The sequence below is a fragment of the Streptomyces sp. NPDC048297 genome, assembly GCF_043201585.1.
GTDB lineage: Bacteria > Actinomycetota > Actinomycetes > Streptomycetales > Streptomycetaceae > Streptomyces.
The window spans coordinates 101863-120098 of sequence record NZ_JBICZA010000007.1; the positions used below are offsets into that span (position 1 = coordinate 101863).

An 18236-nucleotide genomic window follows, 5' to 3' on the forward strand; every position below is an offset into this window, starting at 1 on the left:
ATTTGATGTGTGTGCATGTAGCCTCCTCGCCATGACCTCTCCGCTCACCCCTTCCGCCTCCCCGGAGTCGACGGTCCGCTGGACTCCTCGGCTGTGGGGCACCCTGCTGGTGCTGTGCGCCGCGATGTTCCTGGACGCGCTCGACGTGTCGATGGTCGGCGTCGCGCTGCCGTCCATCGGTTCCGACCTGCACCTGTCCACGTCGACCCTGCAATGGATCGTCAGCGGCTACATCCTGGGCTACGGCGGACTGCTCCTCCTCGGCGGACGCACCGCCGACCTGCTCGGCCGGCGCCAGGTGTTCCTGGTCGCCCTGGGCGTCTTCGCCCTCGCCTCGGTGCTCGGCGGGCTCGTCGACTCGGGTCCGCTGCTGATCGCCAGCCGCTTCATCAAGGGACTGAGCGCGGCCTTCACCGCACCGGCGGGCCTGTCGATCATCACCACCACGTTCCCGGAGGGCCCGCTGCGCAACCGCGCCCTCTCCATCTACACCACCTGCGCGGCCACCGGCTTCTCCATGGGCCTGGTCCTCTCCGGCCTGCTCACCGAGGCCAGTTGGCGCTTCACCATGCTGCTGCCCGCCCCGGTCGCGCTGATCGCCCTCGCCGCCGGCCTCAAGCTGCTGCCGCGCAGCAGCCGCGAGGAGAACCACGACGGCTACGACATCCCGGGCGCCGTCCTCGGCACGGCGTCGATGCTGCTGCTGGTGTTCACCGTCGTCCAGGCGCCCCAGGCCGGATGGGTCTCCGCCCGCACCCTGCTGTCCTTCCTGGCCGTCGCCGTCCTGCTGACCGCGTTCGTCCTGGTGGAGCGGCGCTCGCCCAGCCCGCTGGTCCGGCTCGGCGTACTGCGCTCGGGCAGCCAGGTCCGGGCCCAGCTCGGCGCGGTGGCGTTCTTCGGCTCCTACGTCGGCTTCCAGTTCCTGACGACCCTGTACATGCAGTCGCTGCTCGGCTGGTCGGCGCTGCACACGGCACTCGCCTTCCTGCCGGCGGGCGCGCTGGTGGCGGTGTCGTCGACGAAGGTCGGCGCGATCGTCGACCGGTTCGGCACCCCGCGGCTGATCGCGACCGGCTTCGCGCTGATGGTCGCCGGGTACGCGCTGTTCCTGCGCATCGACCTCGACCCGGTGTACGCGGCCGTCGTCCTGCCGTCGATGCTGCTGATCGGCGCGGCCTGCGCCCTGGTCTTCCCCTCGCTCAACATCCAGGCCACCAACGGGGTCGAGGACCACGAGCAGGGCATGGTCTCCGGGCTGCTGAACACCTCGGTGCAGGTGGGCGGCGCGATCTTCCTGGCCGTCGTGACGGCCGTGGTGACCGCGGCGGCTCCCGCGCACACCACCCCGCAGGCCGTCCTCGACAGTTACCGGCCCGGTTTCACGGTCGTCACCGGTATCGCGCTCGCCGGGCTGCTGATCAGCCTCACCGGTGTGCGCGGCCGTCGTACGCGGCCGTCGATCGTGGTCGCCCGGTCCACCCTGAAGGAGGCGGAGGCGGAGCGCGTGGCGGTCCGCGACTGAGAAGGGGGAACGCCTCCCCGTGTGCGCCCGGCGGCCGGCTGATCGCCCCGCCGGGCGCACACCTGTGAGGCTCACCAGATGCCGCGTTCGCGGCGACGGTCTCAGCCGAGCCAGCCCGGCCGTACGAGCCCCGACTCGTAGGCGAGGACGACGAGTTGGGCGCGGTCGCGGGCGCCTAGCTTCACCATCGTGCGGCTGACATGGGTCTTCGCCGTGAGCGGGCTGACCACCAGGCGGCGGGCGATCTCCTCGTTGGACAGGCCGATCCCGACCAGTGCCATCACCTCGCGCTCCCGTTCGGTGAGCAGGGCCAGCGCGTGCGCCGCGGCGGGTTCCTTGGAGCGGGCGGCGAACTCGGCGATCAGGCGCCGGGTGACACCGGGTGAGAGCAGCGCGTCACCGCCGACCACCGCCCGTACCGCGCGCAGGAGTTCGTCCGGCTCGGTGTCCTTGACCAGGAACCCGGAGGCGCCCGCGCGGATCGCCTCGAAGACGTACTCGTCGAGTTCGAAGGTGGTGAGCATGACCACCTTCACGTCCGTCAGTCCGGCGTCCTCGGTGATGCGCCGGGTGGCGGCGAGCCCGTCGAGCAGCGGCATGCGGATGTCCATCAGGACGACGTCGGGCCGCAGTTCGCGCACCCGGCGCAGTGCCTCCTCGCCGTCCGCGGCCTCGCCGGACACCTCGATGTCCGGCTGCGCGTCGAGCAGCGCCCTGAAGCCGGCCCGCACGAGCGACTGGTCGTCGGCGAGCAGTACCCGGATCACTGGTCCTCCCTGGTGTGCAAGGGCAGTACGGCGAGCACCCGGAAGCCGCCGTCGGGGCGCGGACCCGCCTCGATCGTGCCCCCCAGGGCGGCGGCACGCTCCCGCATCCCGGCCAGTCCGTTGCCGCTGCCGCCCGCGTCGGCTCCGGTCGCGGGGCCGTCGTCGTCGACGCGCAGCCGCAGTTGGTCCCCGTCGCGTTCGAGGCGCACGCGCGCGTGCCGGGACCCGGAGTGCCGTACGACGTTGGTGAGGGCCTCCTGCACGATGCGGAAGGCCGCCAGGTCGGCGCCCGGTGTCAGGCGCGGCGGCTCACCCTCGACCTCGACCGTCAGGCCGGCGGCCGCCGCCTGCTCGACGAGTTCCGGGAGCCGGTCCAGGCCGGGCGCGGGGGCTCGCGGCGCGGCGCCCGGTGCGCGCAGGGTGTCGAGGACCTGACGCACCTCCCCCAACGCCTCCTTGCTCGCGGCCCTGATGGTGGTGAGCGCGCTGCGCGCCTGCTCGGGGTCGCTGTCCAGCAGGGCGAGACCCATGCTCGCCTGGACGTTGATGACGGAGATGCTGTGCGCGAGCACATCGTGCAACTCCCGGGCGATCCGCAGCCGTTCCTCGTCCGCGCGCCGCTGGGCGGCCTGCGCGCGGTCCGCCCGCTCCCGCGCCCACTGCTCGCGCCGCACCCGCGCCAGTTCGGCCACCGCGACGACGACCAACACCCAGGTGGCGACGACGATCTCCTGGCCGATGCTCGCGCCCCTGTCCCCCGCCGGCGGCAGCCGGCGGTACAGCCAGAGCGCGATCAGCGCGTGCCCCGCCCAGAGCAGGCCGAGAGCCGTCCAGGCGGCGCGCCGGTGCCCGGCGACGGCGGCGCTGAAGCAGGCGACGGCGACGGTCAGGAACACCGGCCCGTACGGGTAGCCCGCACCCGTGTAGACCAGTACCGCCGCCGCCGTGCCGAAGGCGACGGCCGCCGGGTGGCGGTGCCGCCACAGCAGCAGGAGCGAGGCCACGAGCAGCAGCACGCGCCCAGTGGTGTCGAGGGCCTCCCGGTGGGGCTGCCCGTGCGCGGCGAAGTGCGAGCCGACGAGCACGAACACGGTGATCAGCGCGGTGGACCGCCAGGGCATCCGGGCGGTGCGGGTCTCCGGGGCGCCGGCGGGGCGGTTCCACCACGGCGGCCCGTACCGCCACCAGTGCGTGGGCCCGGGGCCGCGCTGCTCGTCCATGCCCGCAACGCTAGACGCCGACGGGCCGCGAGGACGTCAGCCGGGCGAGGTGATCACGGATACTCCCCGGGGAGTACGACCGGCCGCACTACGACCACCCGCGCTACGGCCACACGCAGTACGGCCGCCCGCGCGGTCAGCGTCCTGCGGTGAGCGACTCCAGCTCAGCGGTGAACTGCAGGTCCGGTTCGAAGCCCATGCCGGTGAAGTGGCCGGCGAGTTCCAGGGAGAGCACTCCGTGCAGCCGGGTCCAGAAGGACAGGGCGCGTCGCAGGACGCGGAGCGGGGCGGGGTGGTCGCCGGCCCAGCGGCGGTGGTCCGCGAGGTGCGCCTCGAAGGCGTCGGGCGCGCCGGGGCTGTCAGGCGTGCCGGGGGCGTCGGGCGTGCCGGAGTCGCCGACCATGCACACGTCCAGCAGCGCGGCCATGATCTCCTGCGCGATGGCGGTGATGTCGTCCGGTGCCCGGTAGCCGGGAACGGGAGTGCCGTAGACCAGGAAGTACCGCTGCGGATCCGCCAGTGCCCAGCGGCGCAGCGCCTGCGCGAGGCCGGACAGTCCCGTACCGGAGTCGGCGGTTGACCGGAAGGTGTCGGCGAGGCTGCGGTAGGCGTCCCGGACCAGTTCGGTGATCAGGTCGTCCCGGCCGGCGAAGTACCGGTAGAGCGCCGGGCCGCTCATGCCGAGGTCCTTCGCGATGGCGTTGAGGGACAGCCCCGAGGCACCTGCGGTGGCGATCTGCTCCCACGCCCGCGCCTTGATCTCCGCACGCACCTGACTGCGGTACCGCTCACGGGGACTTGCCGTGCCTGCCGCCATCGCCTTCCCCCTCCTCCTCGCCGCGTGGTTTCAACCTATCACCGTCGAGAGAGGTCGTAACAGATCTGAAGGTGAGAGCTTGACACTCTCGATGGAGAGCATCATTTTAGTTATAGGCTCTAACTCAACCGAGGGGCTCTAGCCGTGAAGGCCCGGCAGCCCTCACCTACACGGAGGTCGTCATGGGAAGCAGGGAACTCGTCGAGGTCGTCCTGCCGGGCACGGTGGAACCGGAGGGTCTGCAACTGCGGCACCGGGAGATACCTGCGCCGGGGGCAGGGCAGGTCGTGGTGCGGACCGAGGCCACGGGGGTGTCGTTCGCCGAGCAGCAGATGCGCCGGGGGCGGTACTACGACCAGCCGCCGTTCCCCTTCGTACCCGGATACGACCTGGTCGGCACCGTCCTGACGGCGGGCGCCGGGGTCAGCCCGGACCTCGTCGGCAGGCGCGTGGCGGCGCTGGTCAAGGTCGGCGGCTGGGCCAGTCACGTGGTGCTCGACGCGGCGGACGCGGTGGAGGTTCCGGCCGGGGTCGGAGCCGCGGAGGCGGAGACGCTGGTGGTCAACGGCATCACGGCCTGGCAGATGCTGCACCGCAGGGCGCGGGTGCGCGACGGCGGGACGGTCCTCGTGCACGGCGCGGGCGGCGGCGTCGGCACCGTCCTGGTCCAGCTCGCGCGGGCGGCCGGCCTGACCGTGATCGGCACCGCCTCGGCACGCCACCACGACACTCTGCGCACGATGGGCGTGACCCCGGTGGACTACCGCACCGAGGACGTCCCGGCGCGGGTCAGGGAGCTCGCCCCCGGCGGTGTCGACGCGGTCTTCGACCACCTCGGCGGGCGCAGCGTCGTCGACTCCTGGCGGCTGCTCGCCCCCGGCGGCACCCTGGTCTCCTACGGCAGCGCCACGACCCGGGACGACACGGGCTCCAAGCAGTGGCCCGTGCTGAAGATCCTGGGCCGGGTGTGGCTGTGGAACGCCCTGCCGAACGGCCGCCACGCGTACTTCTTCAACGTCTGGGCGGGGCGCGCCCTGAACAAGGACCGCTTCCGGGCCCGGCTGCGCGCCGACCTCACCGAGGTGTTCCGGGCCCTGGAGCGCGGCGAGGTCACCGCACACATCGCCGCCCGGCTGCCGCTCACTCAGGCCGCGCGGGCGATGCGGCTGGCCGAGTCCGGAAGGGTGACCGGGAAAGTCGTCCTGGTGCCGGAGGCGTAGAGCCGGAAGGGGTGGGGCCGGAAGGGGTGGAGCCCGAAGAGGTGGGCTGGAAAAGGTGGGGCCGGAACCTCAGGAGCCGCCCAGTCCCACCGACTCCGCGAGCCGGGCGGCCGCGTGCCGGAAGAACGGCTCAGGGTCCTCCACCAGCCGGTTGAACTGCCCGAACACCTCGAAACCGACCAGCCCGAACAGCTGGGCCCAGGCCGCCGTCATGGCGATCACCGTCCCGGGCGGCAGATCAGGGGCGAGGTCCGCCGCCATGCGCTCGGCCTCGGGGCGCAGGCCGGCGGGGACGGACAGGCCGGCGAGGCCGGGGCCCCGGTGGGCGTCGCGGACGATGCCGATGAGGAGCAGGCCCACGCGGGAGGCGGCGGCGACGGTGGTGACGGGCGCGGAGTAGCCCGGCACGGGAGAGCCGTAGATCAGCGCGTACTCGTGCGGATGAGCGAGCGCCCAGGCCCGTGCCGCCTCACACGTGGTCGTCCAGCGCGCCATGAGGTCCGCGTCGGGGATCTTCTCGTGCGCCGCCTCGGCCGCCGCGCCGAGGGAGTCGTACGCATCGATGATGAGAGCGGTCAGCAGGTCGTCGCGGCTGGGGAAGTACCGGTAGAGCGCGGAGGACACCATGCCCAGTTCGCGGGCGACGGCACGCAGGGAGAGCTTGGCCGCGCCTTCGGCCGCCAGCTGTCTGCGCGCCTCGTCCTTGATGGCTGCGGTGACTGCCGTCCTGGCTCGTGCGCGGGCGCCCTGTGCGGTACTCATCCCAGCAGTGTGCCACGAGTCAAGAGCACTGCACACAAAAGGAAGCGGCGCGCACAAAAGGAAGCGGTGCACAAAAAAGAGAGCACTGCTCTTGCATTGGAGCGGCCGTCACCCCCACACTGGCTGAAGCCGATCGAGAGCACCGCTCTCGCAATCCGTGGGGGTCACCATGTCGTCGTCTTCAGCCTCTTCCGCTTCTTCACCGTCCTCGCCGTACTACGTCAAGAGCGGCACGCTCGCCGTCCGTCTCAACGGCATCGTCGGCTGGCTCGCCCGGCACGGGCTCAGCATGGCGGGAAGCGCCGAGCTGTCCGTGCCCGGCCGCAAGAGCGGCAAGATGCAGCGTGTCCCGGTCAACCCGCACACCTACGAGGGCGGCCAGTACCTGGTCTCGGCGCGGGGCCACTCGCAGTGGGTGCTCAACATGCGCGCGGCGGGCGGCGGGGAGCTGCGGGTCGGCCGGAAGGTGCGCGCGTTCACCGTGGTGGAGCTCCCCGACGACGAGAAGCTCCCGATCCTGCGGGCCTACCTGGAGAAGTGGGGCTGGGAGGTCAAGCAGTACTTCCCGGGGGTGACCGCCGCGTCCTCGGACGCGGAGATCCTCGCGGCGGCCCCCGACCACCCGGTGTTCCGGTACACCGTCACGAACTGACGGTGTACGTCACGAACCGACGGTTGGCGTACGTGACGAACTGACCGACGGTGTACGTCACGAACTGACGGTGTCCTGCGGTGCTTCCTCCGGCACGGCGGCGGGCGCCCGGTCCAGCATCGCCAGGGCCCGCTGGGCGATCGGGCGGGACCGGACGAGCTCGCCCAGGGACGTCGAGCCCTGGGTGATCTCCCGGAACGCCCGCCAGGCGGGCCTGAAGCCGGTGAGGGCCGCGTGGAAGACGCCGGGACGGCGCTCGAACGCGGCCAGCATCCGCTTGCCGACACTCATCTCCACGCCGAGCCCCGCCTTGATCGCGAACGCGTAGTTCAGGGCCTGGCGGCGGGCGTCGACCGCGTCGTGCGCCTCCGCGATCCGCACCGCCCACTCCCCCGCGAGCCGGCCCGAGCGCAGCGCGAAGGAGATGCCCTCGCGGGTCCACGGCTCCAGCAGCCCCGCCGCGTCACCGCAGACCAACACCCGGCCGCGGGACAGCGGCGAGTCGTCGGCCCGGCAGCGGGTCAGGTGCCCTGAGGAGATGTGCGGTTCGAAGCCGGCGAGACCGAGCCGGGCGACGAAGTCCTCCAAGTACCGCTTGGTGGCCGCGCCTTCGCCCCGCGCCGAGATGACGCCGACGGTCAGCGTGTCGCCCTTCGGGAAGACCCAGCCGTAACTGCCCGGCAGCGGGCCCCAGTCGATGAGCACCCGGCCCTTCCAGTCCTCGGCGACCGTGTCCGGCACCGGGATCTCCGCCTCCAGACCGAGGTCGACCTGATCCAGCTTCACCCCGACGTGCGCGCCTATGCGGCTGGCGCTGCCGTCGGCGCCGACGACCGCGCGGGCCAGCACCGTCTCGCCGCCCTGGAGCACCACCGCGACCGTGCGCCGGTCCGGCACCGCCGAGCCGTGCTGCTCGACGCGCTGCACCGTGACGCCCGTACGCAGCTCGGCGCCCGCCTTCTGCGCGTGCTCCACCAGCTGCTGGTCGAACTCGGGCCGGTTGATCAGCCCGAACAGCATCTGCTTGGAGCGGCGGGTGCGGGTGAAGCGGCCGTTGTTCGAGAAGGTGACCGCGTGCACCCGGTCCCGGAAGGGCAGCTCGAAGCCGGGCGGCAGCGCGTCGCGCGAGGGACCGATGATGCCGCCGCCGCACGTCTTGTAGCGGGGCAGTTCCGCCTTCTCCAGCAACAGCACGCGCCGTCCGGCGACCGCAGCCGCGTAGGCCGCCGAGGCCCCCGCGGGCCCCGCGCCCACCACGACGACGTCCCACACCCGCTGCACGTCGTCCGCCGAAGAGTTCTCGCCGCTCACGATGGTGTACCGCTCCGATCCGTGCCGTTGCCGCTCCCCTGTCCGCCCGGTGCCGCCGGGTGCGGGGAACCCCATGTCCACCGCATCCTACGGCGGTCGTGATCGCGGACCGCTGTGGGAGGATCGCTCTATCTCAGCAGTTCAACGTCGCACCTACGAGGAGCGTGCCCATGTCGTCGAATCCGGTCGCCGAGACCGTCGCCTCGCTGCTGCCCCGCGCGAAGGCAGAGCTGACCGAACTGGTCGCCTTCAAATCGGTGGCGGACTTCGCGCAGTTCCCGAAGAGCGAGAGCGAGGGCGCCGCGAACTGGGTCGCCGACGCTCTGCGCGCCGAGGGCTTCACCGATGTGGCACTCCTGGACACCCCGGACGGCACGCAGTCGGTCTACGGCCTCCTGCCGGGCCCGGATGGCGCAAAAACGGTTCTGCTCTACGCGCACTACGATGTGCAGCCGCCGCTCGACGAGGCCGCCTGGACCACACCGCCCTTCGAGCTGACCGAGCGGGACGGCCGCTGGTACGGACGCGGGAGCGCCGACTGCAAGGGCGGCTTCCTCATGCACCTGCTGGCGCTGCGCGCGCTCAAGGCGAACGGCGGCGTGCCGGTGCATGTGAAGGTCATCGTCGAGGGCTCCGAGGAGCAGGGCACGGGCGGCCTGGAGCGGTACGCCGAGCAGCACCCCGAGCTGCTGGCGGCGGACTCGATCGTCATCGGCGACGCGGGCAACTTCCGGGTCGGCCTGCCGACCGTGACCACCACCCTGCGCGGCATGACGCTGGTCCGGGTCCAGGTCGACACCCTCGCCGGGAACCTGCACTCGGGCCAGTTCGGCGGTGCCGCCCCGGACGCGCTGGCCGCGCTGATCCGGGTGCTGGACTCGCTGCGCGCCGAGGACGGCTCGACCACCGTGGACGGGCTCGACGCCACGCCGGGCTGGGACGGTCTGGAGTACACCGAGGAGCAGTTCCGCAAGGACGCCAAGGTGCTGGACGGGGTCGGGCTGATCGGTGACGGCTCGGTGGCCGACCGTATCTGGGCCCGTCCGGCGGTCACGGTCCTCGGTATCGACTGCCCGCCGGTCGTGGGTGCCACGCCGTCCGTGCAGTCGAGCGCCCGCGCGCTGATCAGCCTGCGGGTGCCGCCGGGCGTGGACGCGGCCGACGCCGCCAAGCTGCTCCAGGCCCACGTCGAGGGCCACACCCCGTGGGGCGCGCGGGTCACCACCGAGCAGATCGGCCAGGGCCAGGCCTTCCGCGCCGACCCGAGCAGCCCGGCGTACCAGGCGATGGCCGACGCGATGGCGGTCGCCTACCCGGGCGAGACGATGCAGTACGCCGGGCAGGGCGGCTCGATCCCGCTGTGCAACACCCTCGCCGGGCTGTACCCGCGGGCGGAGATCCTGCTCATCGGCCTGAGCGAGCCGGAGGCGCAGATCCACGCGGTCGACGAGAGCGTGTCGCCGCAGGAGCTGGAGCGGCTGTCGGTCGCCGAGGCGCTGTTCCTGCGCAACTACGCGGCGAGCTGAACCCCTCTGCCCCTGGCAGAGCGCCCTCGCCCCCGGGCGGGGGCGCTCCCTACGGTCGGCGCATGGACGTCATCGAACTCCTCCCTCGCCTCCACCTCCTCCGCTTCCCGGTCGGCCAGGCCTATCTCTGGCACGACGACGAGGAGTTGACGCTGATCGACGCGGGCCTGACCGGCTCCGGCCCGGCGATCGCCGACACGGTCACCCGGCTGGGCCGCACGCCCGGGGACGTACGACGGATCGTGCTGACCCATTTCCACGAGGACCATGTGGGCGCGGCCGGTGAGTTCGCCGAGCTGAGCGGAGCGGACGTACTGGCCCACCCCTTGGACGTTCCGTTCATCGCTGGTGAACGGCCGGGCCCGGAGCCGGTGTTCGAGGACTGGGAGCTGCCGATCCACGCGGAGACGTCCAGCCTGCTGCCCGAGGGCGAACCGGTTCGGCCCCGGCACATCACCCCCGTCCGCGACGGCGACGTGCTGGACTTCGGCGGCGGCGCCCAGGTCATCCACGTCCCCGGGCACACCGACGGCAGCATCGCCCTGTTCCTCCCCGACGAGGCCGTGCTGTTCACCGGCGACACGGTGGCGGCCTCGCCCGTCGACGGCACGGTGATCCCCGGTGTGTTCAACCTGAACGGGCCTCAACTCCGCGATCCCTTCCGCCGGTTGGCAGAACTCGACGTGGAGGTGGCGTGCTTCGGCCACGGCGCCCCCGTCATGGGGCGGGCTTCCCGCGCCCTGCGGGCCGCCGCTGCCCGCGTCCCGACGGGCGGCTGACTCCTCTGCCGCACCCGGCGGCCGGGGTTTGTCACTGCCGGGGCCGTGGTGCGGAGCGCACGATGCGAAATCCCACGTCGTCGATCCGGAAGGTCGGGTGGCTGCGCCGCCGCACCGACGCCCGGCAGCTCCAATGCTCGTCGGCCCATCCACCACCACGGAGCACTCGGTAGGCCCCGTACACCTCGGCGTCGTAGAGGTCCCAGCACCAGTCCCACACATTGCCCAGCATGTCGTACAGGCCCCACGCGTTGGGCTGCTTGCCGCCGACAGGGTGGATCCGCCCATCGGAATTCCCCTGGTACCAGGCGACCTCGTCGAGCCGGCCGTACCGCGGGCCCGTAGTGCCCGCACGGCAGGCGTGCTCCCATTCGGCTTCGGTCGGCAACCGGTATCCGTCTGCGGAGGTGTCCCACTCGGCCGTCTCGGCGTCGGCGCACAGTTGATACGCCGGCGTCAGCCCCTCATGCCGGGACAAGGCGTTACAGAACTGGACCGCGTCCCACCATGAAACGCCCTCGACCGGCAGCCGCTCACCCTGGGCACTGCTCGGCCGTCGGCCCGTGACTCGTGCGTACCAGGACTGCGTGACCGGGACCGGCGACATCTGGAACGGTGCGACCTCGACCCGCCAACTCCTCTGCGTCCGCCGGTCCGACAGCGTCACCTGCCCAGACGGGACCGCAACCAGCTCGTCTCCTGCCCCCGCGTCCACAACAGGCCACCCTACCGGCGCCTGCCCGCCGCTCTACCGACCCATAGCCAGACACCCCGCCGGCCGGACACCCGGCTCAGCAAGCGACTCCCCGTCCCCGTCCCCCGATCCGGCACCGGGATCAGCCGACCGGCACCCCCGCCTCCAGGTACATCGCGGCTCCGCGCTCCCGCGCCCGGAGGGCCCAGCGCAGTCGCTCGTAGCGCACGGGGGGCAGCATGCCGGCGGCCTCCTGTTCGCCGGCGAAGCGCCAGGCGCGCAACTCCGGGCCCGGCAGCAGCACTTGGGAGGCCTCGGCGGAGTCCAGGCGGCCACCGTCGAAGAGCAGGCGCAGTCCGCCGTAGCCGGGAGGTGCGGGCCGCTCCCAGTCGACGACGAGCAGCCGGGGCACCTCGCGCAGCCGTATCCCGGTCTCCTCGGCGACCTCGCGCATGCCGGCACGGGCCGGGGCCTCGCCGCGCTCGACCACTCCGCCGGGGAACTCCCAACCGGGCTTGTAGGTGGGGTCCACGAGCAGCACCCGGTCCTGCTCGTCGAAGAGGAGCACACCGGCGGCGACGGTCTCGGCGGTGGGTTCGGGGGTCTGCACGATGTCGCAGGGCGCGACCGCACCGCTGCCGACGGCGTCGGCGACGCGGACGGCGGTCTCGTACGGCGTGAGAGCGCTGGTGTCGACGAGATGGGCATCGGCGGTGAGCCAGGCGGCGAGGGCGGCCCGGTAGGGCTCGATCCGGTCGTACGCCCACTGCCGCTGCCGTATCTCGCCGTCGGGCAGATCCGACAAGTCCGACAGGTTCTCCCGCCCGGCTATTCGTGCGCGCAGGATCGTTTCAGCCGGGGCCAACAACAGGTGGCGCACGGGGATCCTGCGGGCGGCGAGGCCGCCGAAGATCTCGTCCCGGTACTCCTGGCGCAGCAGGGTCATGGGGACCACGAGGGTGCCGCCGAGGTCGGCGAGCATCGCGGCCACCGTGTCGATCACGAGCCGGCGCCAGATCGGCAGGTCCTGGACGTCACCGACCTCGGCGAGGCGCTTGGGCGGCAGCAGGTGCGAGAGCGTTCCCCCGATGATCTCGGGGTCGAAGAGCGTGCTGTTCGGGATCAGCTCGATCAGTTCCCGTGCGGCACTGGTCTTGCCCGCACCGAACGCGCCGTTGATCCAGACGACGGTCACGGTTCCCCCTCTTCTCTTGGCCCCCTGGGGCTTGCCCGTTCCACCCTGCCACGGAAACCACACGCAGTTGAGGGCAGGCACGCGGAAGGGCCGGCACCTCTCTCGCGGAAGTACCGGCCCTCCGTCTCCCGTCTACTCCTGGCCGAGCGCGCCCTCGTCCAGGGACAGGCTGTCCTGGCTGACCAGGTGGTCGACCGTGCCGACGGTGTCGGTGACCTTCAGATCCTCGAGGGCCCCCTTCTCCGCCGCGTGGGACGGGGTGATGGCGGCCACGACGAACCCGGTGGCGAGGGAGGCGATGGCGAGCATGCTGCGCTTCTTCATGCCGTGATCAACTGCACAGACCGCCCGAAGTCACGCGGATCACGGATCACGGATCACGGATCACGGATCACGGATCGCGACGAAACCTCGTGGCGGTGGTGTTCTCGCGGCCGGTATCGTCCGGATCTCCGTCCGCCGGGAACCGGCGGGCCATGACCGGGAGTACGACGACCATGACCAGCCCCCGCCCGACCACCACCCTGTGGCGCCCCACCGGCCCCGAGGAACTGGCCCTGGTCCGGCGGCTGGACTGGAAGGCGTGGCCGCCCCGACTGCCCGAGCAGCCGATCTTCTACCCGGTCCTCAACGAGGACTACGCGATCAGGATCGCCCGCGACTGGAACGTCAAGCACGACGGAGCCGGTTTCGTGACGCGGTTCCAGGTGGACTCCGCGTTCCTCGCCCGGTACCCGGTCCAGCAGGCCGGCGGCCGGACCATCCTCGAACTGTGGGTTCCGGCCGAGGAGTTGGACGAGTTCAACGCGCACATCGTCGGCCCCATCGAGGTCGTGCACGAGTTCCGGTGAGAACCACGCGCGGCCGGGCGGACGCCACGCTCACCTGCCGAGCGGCCCTCGCCGAGCATCTCTCGCCAACCTCCCCTCGCCGACCCCCCCTTCTCACACGGACGTCGGCGCCGCCACATGCAGGGCCGCCGCCGCTGCCCCCACCAGCCCCGCGTCCGTGCCCATCTGAGCGGGCGTCACCGTCAGGCGCTGGACGAAGGAGAGGGTGGCGTAGTCGGCGAGAGCCTTGCGCAGCGGGGTGAAGAGGATGTCGCCGGCCTTGCCGACGCCCCCGCCGATCACCGCGACGTCGATCTCGACCAGGGTCGCGGTGGCGGCGATCCCGGCCGCCAGAGCCTTGGCGGCGCGCGCGAAGGAGGCGACGGCGACCGGGTCGCCCGCGCGGGCGGCGGCGGCCACCGCGGCGGCGGAGGTGTCGCCGTCGGGGCCGGGCCGCCAGCCGTGGTCCAGGGCGCGGCGGGCGATGTTGGGGCCGCTGGCGATGCGCTCGACGCAGCCGCGCGAGCCGCAGGGGCAGAGGTCGCCGTCGAGGTCGACGCTGATGTGACCGATGTGTCCGGCGTTGCCGGTGGGACCGGGGTGCAGTTGGCCGCCCAGGACCAGACCGCCGCCGACACCGGTCGAGACCACCATGCACAGCGCGTTGTCGTGGCCGCGTGCGGCTCCCTGCCAGTGCTCGGCCGCGGTGATCGCCACGCCGTCGCCGATCAGCTCGACCGGCAGGCCTCCCGTGGCCGCGCGCACCCGCTCCACCAGCGGGAAGTCGCGCCAGCCGGGCACGTTGACGGGGCTGACGGTGCCGGCCGAGGCGTCGACCGGGCCCGCGCTGCCGATACCGAGGGAACCCGCGCGTCCCCACAGCGGCGACCCGGCGAGATCGCCGAGCACCTCCTCCACGGCCCGCATGACCGTCTCGCCGTCCTGCTGCGCGGGGGTGGCCCGCTGGGCGCGGGTCCGGATCCGTCCATGGCCGTCCACGAGCGCGCCGGCGATCTTGGTCCCGCCGATGTCCAGGGCCGCCACGAGGTCGGTGTGCATCAGAGTCAGGTCTCCCCGTCGATCATGAGAAGGTGCGAAGCGAAGGTGCGAAGCGAAGGTGCGAAGCGCACGTACGCAGGAGCCGGCCGGAGCGTCACCGCAGGCCGACCGCGGCGGTGGCCGCAGGCCGGAGGCGGCGGTGGACAGTCTCTCGCGCATCTGACAACGTTGTCCAGGCTCTATGCTCGACGCCACATCCTCATGCGTCCGCCGGACCGACGACGCACCACCCCGGTGGACACCCCGGACGACAGGACAGGACGCAGCACCGTGCCCGAGACCACCCGCCGCACCGACCACTTCTCCGGGACTCGCTACGGCAATCGTCCCACGATGAAGGACGTGGCCGCGCGGGCGGGGGTCGGTCTGAAGACGGTGTCCCGTGTGGTCAACGGCGAGCCCGGGGTCACCCCGGACACCGAGCGCCGGGTGCAGGAGGCGATCGACGCGCTCGGCTTCCGCCGCAACGACAGCGCGCGGGTGCTGCGCAAGGGCCGTACGTCGAGCATCGGCCTGGTCCTTGAGGACCTCGCGGACCCGTTCTACGGCCCCCTCAGCCGCGCGGTCGAGGAGGTGGCCCGCGCGCACGGCGCCCTGCTGATCAACGGTTCCAGCGCCGAGGACCCGGAGCGGGAGCAGGAGTTGGCGCTGGCGCTGTGCGCGCGACGGGTCGACGGCCTGGTGGTGATCCCGGCCGGGGACGACCACCGTTACCTGGAGCCGGAGATCAGGGCGGGCGTGGCGACGGTGTTCGTGGACCGGCCGGCCGGGCGCATCGACGCCGATGTCGTCCTGTCGGACAACTACGGAGGAGCCCGCGACGGAGTCGCCCACCTGATCGCGCACGGCCACCGGCGGATCGGCTTCATCGGCGACATGCCCCGCATCCACACCGCGGCCGAGCGACTGCGCGGTTACCGGGCCGCGATGGAGGACGCGGGGATACCGGTGGACGAACGGTGGATCTCCCTCGGGGTGACCGACCCCGAGCGGGTGCGCCGGGCGGCCGAGGAGATGCTGTCCGGGCCCTCCCCGGTCACCGCCGTGTTCACGGGCAACAACCGGGTCACGGTCACCGTGATCCGCGTGCTCGCCGAGCAGACCCGCCCCGTCGCCCTCGTCGGCTTCGACGACTTCGAACTGGCCGACCTCCTGCGGCCCGCGGTGACGGTCGTCGCCCAGAACTCGGCCGCCCTGGGCCGTACCGCCGCCGAGCGGCTCTTCCGCCAGCTGGACGGCGTCCTGGTCGCCCCGGAACGCGTCGAGCTGCCGACCCGGCTGATCGCCCGCGGTTCCGGCGAACTGCCGCCCGCGGACTGAGCCTTCCATGGCCGGCCGCACCCTGGACGAACTCGGCCTCGCCGAGGCACCCCACGACCATCCGCTGAGCTACCCGGGCGCCTGGCCCACCGAGTCCGGTCTGCTGCACGGCGACCGGATGCTGCCGCTGGAGCGCCTGGTGCACGAGGACCGGGTACCGGTCCTGGCCGTGGGCTCCAACGCCTGCCCCGGTCAACTCCGCCGCAAGATGGACGATTTCGGGATCGACTCCCCCATTCCCATGGTCCGGGTCCGGGTGACCGGGATCGACGTGGGCGTCTCCGCTCACGTCAGCCGCATGGGCTATGTCTCGGCCTCGCCGGTCAAGTCCCCGCATGCTGTACGGGAGTTGTTCCTCATCTGGCTGGATCCGCGGCAACTGGCCGTGATGGACGCGAGCGAGCTGAACTTCTGGCGGGCCCGGCTGCCCGCGCCGGACGTGCGGATCGAGCTGCCGGACGGCTCGACGCTCCCCGGCGCGCACGCGTACGTCAACTGGCACGGGGTGCTGCACGACGGCGCCGGGATGCCGCGCCCGCATCCCGGCCAGCACGCCCTGCTGTCCGAACTTCTCATGAGATCCACTCCGTTGAGGATGCTGTTCGGCGAGACTCCCGAGGAGTTCTGCGCGCGGGCGCGGGCGGATGCCGGGCTGTGCGATCGGGGCACACGGCTGTTCGCGGATCAGGCGTGGGTGACGGAATCGGGGCTGGAGCCGTACGCACACGGCCGGCCGCCTGCCCCGCCCGGCGCCGGGGGCAGTCGTCGGCGCCCCCGGCCCGGGGTGTGACGGTCGGCTCCCGCCGCAGCCGTCGCGACCGGGGTGGGGCGGGCGCAGGCTCAAGGAGCCGACCGGCTCCGAGTCCCCTCCGGGAAGCCGCCGGCGTCCCGTCCCCGCGCCCGCGCCCGCGCCCGGGAATCCACAAGGCGCCGCCGGGGCGGCAGACACGGACAGACACGGACAGGCACGGGCAGGCACCGGACACGAGTCGCCCCCGTCGCCCTTTCACGGGGCGGCGGGGGCGGTCGGCGGCCAGGCCGGCCGGGGCTGTACGAGCGCGGTGGGTCTACTGCGCCGAGGCCGTCAGGTCGCCGCGGCGGGGGGCGGCGAAGCCCTCCAGGTCGGGGCGGGTCAGGCCGGTGAGCCCGGCGACCTCGGCGTCGTCGAGGGCGCCACAGTCCAGGCCGCGCAGCAGGTAGCCGCTGAGGGCCTTGGCGGTGGCGGGCTCGTCCATGACGTCGCCGCCGGCGCGGTTGGCGTAGCGGGCGAGCCGGGCCGCCGCCCGCTCGAAGCCCTCGCGGTAGAAGGCGAAGACGGCCGCGTAGCGGGTCGGGATGTGGCCGGGGTGCATGTCCCAGCCCTGGTAGTAGGCGCGGGCCAGGGCGCGGCGGGTGAGGCCGTAGTGCAGCCGCCAGGCGTCGTGGACCTTCTCGGTCGGGCCGATGGGCAGGACGTTGGTCGAGCCGTCGCAGACGCGTACGCCGGTGCCCGCAGCGGCGACCTGCATGATCGCCTTGGCGTGGTCGGCGGCCGGGTGGTCGCTGGCCTGGTAGGCGGCGGAGACACCGAGGCAGGCGCTGTAGTCGAAGGTGCCGTAGTGCAGTCCGGTGGCGCGGCCCTCGGCGGCCTGGATCATGCGGGCGACTGTCGCGGTGCCGTCGGTGGCGAGGATGGACTGGCTGGTCTCGATCTGGATCTCGAAGCCGAGGCGGCCGGAGTCGAGTCCATGGGCCTTCTCGAAGGCCTCCAGGAGGCGCACGAAGGCGCTGACCTGCTCGGCGTAGGTCACCTTCGGCAGGGTCAGCACGAGCCCCTCGGGCAAGCCGCCGGCCTCCATCAGGCCGGTGAGGAAGACGTCGAGGGTGCGGATGCCCCGGTCGCGTACCGCGGCCTCCATGCACTTCATGCGGATGCCCATGTACGGGGCCGCCGTGCCGTTCTTGTACGCCTCCGCGACGATCCGGGCGGCGCGGGCGGCCGTCTCGTCCTCCTCGGCGTCGGGGCGGGGGCCGTAGCCGTCCTCGAAGTCCACGCGCAGGTCTTCGATCGGCTCGCGCCGCAGCTTGGCGCGGACGCGGGTGTAGACGGGCTCGGCGAGGTCGTCCGTCAGGCCGAGGGCGGCAGCGAACGAGGCGGCGTCGGGCGCGTGTTCGTCGAGGGCGGCGAGGGCCTGGTCGCCCCAGGAGCGGATGGTGCCGGCGGCGAAGACGTCGCCGGGGACGTACACGGTGTGGACGGGCTGCCGGGTGCCGGGGTCTCCGGGGTAGCGGCGCTCCAGCTCCGCGTCGACCGGCGCGAGGGAAGCGCTGATCTCCTCGCTGACCGCGCCCGCGAGGCTCGTCGCCACCGTCTCCTGCTGACCCATCCCACACCCTCCAATTTTCCGCTGTACGGAATCAACAATCCGTAGAATGAAGTTATCCGGGGTGGTTCCCCTGGTCAACACCCTCCGGACGGACGGTCCACATCCGGCGGACAGGACGGTCCTCATCCGGCAGACAAGAGGTTCCACATCCGGCGGGACGCCTCCAGCATGCACCGAGGCCCCCGTGACCGCGCGG

General features: G+C 72.5%; 18 protein-coding genes. 8 read left to right on the top strand and 10 right to left on the bottom strand.

The window, feature by feature from the left end:
- The first annotated feature begins 31 nt into the window (after window positions 1–31).
- Entirely contained in the window at window positions 32–1522 is a 1491-nt protein-coding gene (locus ACGFYV_RS10005) for an MFS transporter (RefSeq protein WP_393877871.1), read from the top strand.
- A gap of 101 nt (window positions 1523–1623) precedes the next feature.
- On the opposite strand, the gene ACGFYV_RS10010 is transcribed toward ACGFYV_RS10005, so the two are convergent.
- The 3 genes from ACGFYV_RS10010 to ACGFYV_RS10020 all read right to left on the bottom strand — a co-directional run bounded on the left by ACGFYV_RS10010 (window position 1624) and on the right by ACGFYV_RS10020 (window position 4326).
- Entirely contained in the window at window positions 1624–2289 is a 666-nt protein-coding gene (locus tag ACGFYV_RS10010) for a response regulator (RefSeq protein ID WP_393877872.1), read from the bottom strand.
- Window positions 2286–3509 carry a sensor histidine kinase gene (locus ACGFYV_RS10015; protein ID WP_393877873.1) on the bottom strand — a complete coding sequence of 408 codons (1224 nt, stop codon included), beginning with the start codon at window positions 3507–3509 and terminating at the stop codon, window positions 2286–2288. Before ACGFYV_RS10015 ends, ACGFYV_RS10010 begins: the two co-directional genes overlap by 4 nt.
- 136 nt (window positions 3510–3645) lie before the next feature.
- Window positions 3646–4326 (bottom strand): TetR/AcrR family transcriptional regulator, encoded by a 681-nt coding sequence (locus tag ACGFYV_RS10020; protein ID WP_393877874.1) that lies wholly within the window; start codon window positions 4324–4326, stop codon window positions 3646–3648.
- A gap of 182 nt (window positions 4327–4508) precedes the next feature.
- On the opposite strand from ACGFYV_RS10020, the gene ACGFYV_RS10025 reads away from it, so the two are divergent.
- Window positions 4509–5546, top strand: coding sequence for a medium chain dehydrogenase/reductase family protein (locus tag ACGFYV_RS10025; protein WP_393877875.1), 1038 nt, complete (start codon window positions 4509–4511; stop codon window positions 5544–5546).
- A gap of 69 nt (window positions 5547–5615) precedes the next feature.
- Here the strand turns inward: ACGFYV_RS10025 and ACGFYV_RS10030 are convergent, their stop codons facing one another.
- Window positions 5616–6308, bottom strand: coding sequence for a TetR/AcrR family transcriptional regulator (locus tag ACGFYV_RS10030; RefSeq protein ID WP_393877876.1), 693 nt, complete (start codon window positions 6306–6308; stop codon window positions 5616–5618).
- Window positions 6309–6477: 169 nt separating this feature from the next.
- Between ACGFYV_RS10030 and ACGFYV_RS10035 the strand changes: the two genes are divergently transcribed.
- Window positions 6478–6960 carry a nitroreductase family deazaflavin-dependent oxidoreductase gene (locus tag ACGFYV_RS10035; protein ID WP_393877877.1) on the top strand — a complete coding sequence of 161 codons (483 nt, stop codon included), beginning with the start codon at window positions 6478–6480 and terminating at the stop codon, window positions 6958–6960.
- Between the two features lie 57 nt (window positions 6961–7017).
- On the opposite strand, the gene ACGFYV_RS10040 is transcribed toward ACGFYV_RS10035, so the two are convergent.
- Complete coding sequence (locus tag ACGFYV_RS10040) at window positions 7018–8271, bottom strand: geranylgeranyl reductase family protein (RefSeq protein WP_393878011.1); 1254 nt, start codon at window positions 8269–8271, stop codon at window positions 7018–7020.
- Between the two features lie 170 nt (window positions 8272–8441).
- On the opposite strand from ACGFYV_RS10040, the gene ACGFYV_RS10045 reads away from it, so the two are divergent.
- Both ACGFYV_RS10045 and ACGFYV_RS10050 read left to right on the top strand, forming a co-directional pair.
- Window positions 8442–9797 (top strand): dipeptidase, encoded by a 1356-nt coding sequence (locus ACGFYV_RS10045; RefSeq protein ID WP_393877878.1) that lies wholly within the window; start codon window positions 8442–8444, stop codon window positions 9795–9797.
- 62 nt (window positions 9798–9859) lie between these two features.
- Window positions 9860–10576: an MBL fold metallo-hydrolase gene (locus tag ACGFYV_RS10050; RefSeq protein WP_393877879.1), complete on the top strand. Its 717-nt coding sequence runs from the start codon at window positions 9860–9862 to the stop codon at window positions 10574–10576.
- 31 nt (window positions 10577–10607) lie between these two features.
- Here the strand turns inward: ACGFYV_RS10050 and ACGFYV_RS10055 are convergent, their stop codons facing one another.
- The 3 genes from ACGFYV_RS10055 to ACGFYV_RS10065 all read right to left on the bottom strand — a co-directional run bounded on the left by ACGFYV_RS10055 (window position 10608) and on the right by ACGFYV_RS10065 (window position 12789).
- Window positions 10608–11267, bottom strand: coding sequence for a formylglycine-generating enzyme family protein (locus ACGFYV_RS10055; RefSeq protein ID WP_393878012.1), 660 nt, complete (start codon window positions 11265–11267; stop codon window positions 10608–10610).
- 145 nt (window positions 11268–11412) lie between these two features.
- Window positions 11413–12465, bottom strand: a complete 1053-nt coding sequence (locus ACGFYV_RS10060; RefSeq protein WP_393877880.1) for an NUDIX domain-containing protein — start codon at window positions 12463–12465, stop codon at window positions 11413–11415.
- 132 nt (window positions 12466–12597) lie between these two features.
- Window positions 12598–12789, bottom strand: coding sequence for a hypothetical protein (locus ACGFYV_RS10065; protein ID WP_393877881.1), 192 nt, complete (start codon window positions 12787–12789; stop codon window positions 12598–12600).
- 173 nt (window positions 12790–12962) lie between these two features.
- On the opposite strand from ACGFYV_RS10065, the gene ACGFYV_RS10070 reads away from it, so the two are divergent.
- A complete protein-coding gene (locus ACGFYV_RS10070) occupies window positions 12963–13316 on the top strand; it encodes a hypothetical protein (RefSeq protein ID WP_393877882.1) in 354 nt (117 codons plus the stop codon).
- 93 nt (window positions 13317–13409) lie between these two features.
- Here the strand turns inward: ACGFYV_RS10070 and ACGFYV_RS10075 are convergent, their stop codons facing one another.
- Window positions 13410–14354, bottom strand: coding sequence for an ROK family protein (locus tag ACGFYV_RS10075; RefSeq protein ID WP_393877883.1), 945 nt, complete (start codon window positions 14352–14354; stop codon window positions 13410–13412).
- Between the two features lie 270 nt (window positions 14355–14624).
- Between ACGFYV_RS10075 and ACGFYV_RS10080 the strand changes: the two genes are divergently transcribed.
- Window positions 14625–15674: a LacI family DNA-binding transcriptional regulator gene (locus ACGFYV_RS10080; RefSeq protein WP_393877884.1), complete on the top strand. Its 1050-nt coding sequence runs from the start codon at window positions 14625–14627 to the stop codon at window positions 15672–15674.
- A gap of 7 nt (window positions 15675–15681) precedes the next feature.
- Window positions 15682–16464, top strand: coding sequence for a hypothetical protein (locus ACGFYV_RS10085; protein WP_393877885.1), 783 nt, complete (start codon window positions 15682–15684; stop codon window positions 16462–16464).
- Window positions 16465–16741: 277 nt separating this feature from the next.
- Here ACGFYV_RS10085 and ACGFYV_RS10090 read toward each other — a convergent pair whose 3' ends face one another.
- Window positions 16742–18040: a DUF6986 family protein gene (locus ACGFYV_RS10090; protein ID WP_393877886.1), complete on the bottom strand. Its 1299-nt coding sequence runs from the start codon at window positions 18038–18040 to the stop codon at window positions 16742–16744.
- Window positions 18041–18236 lie beyond the last annotated feature (196 nt).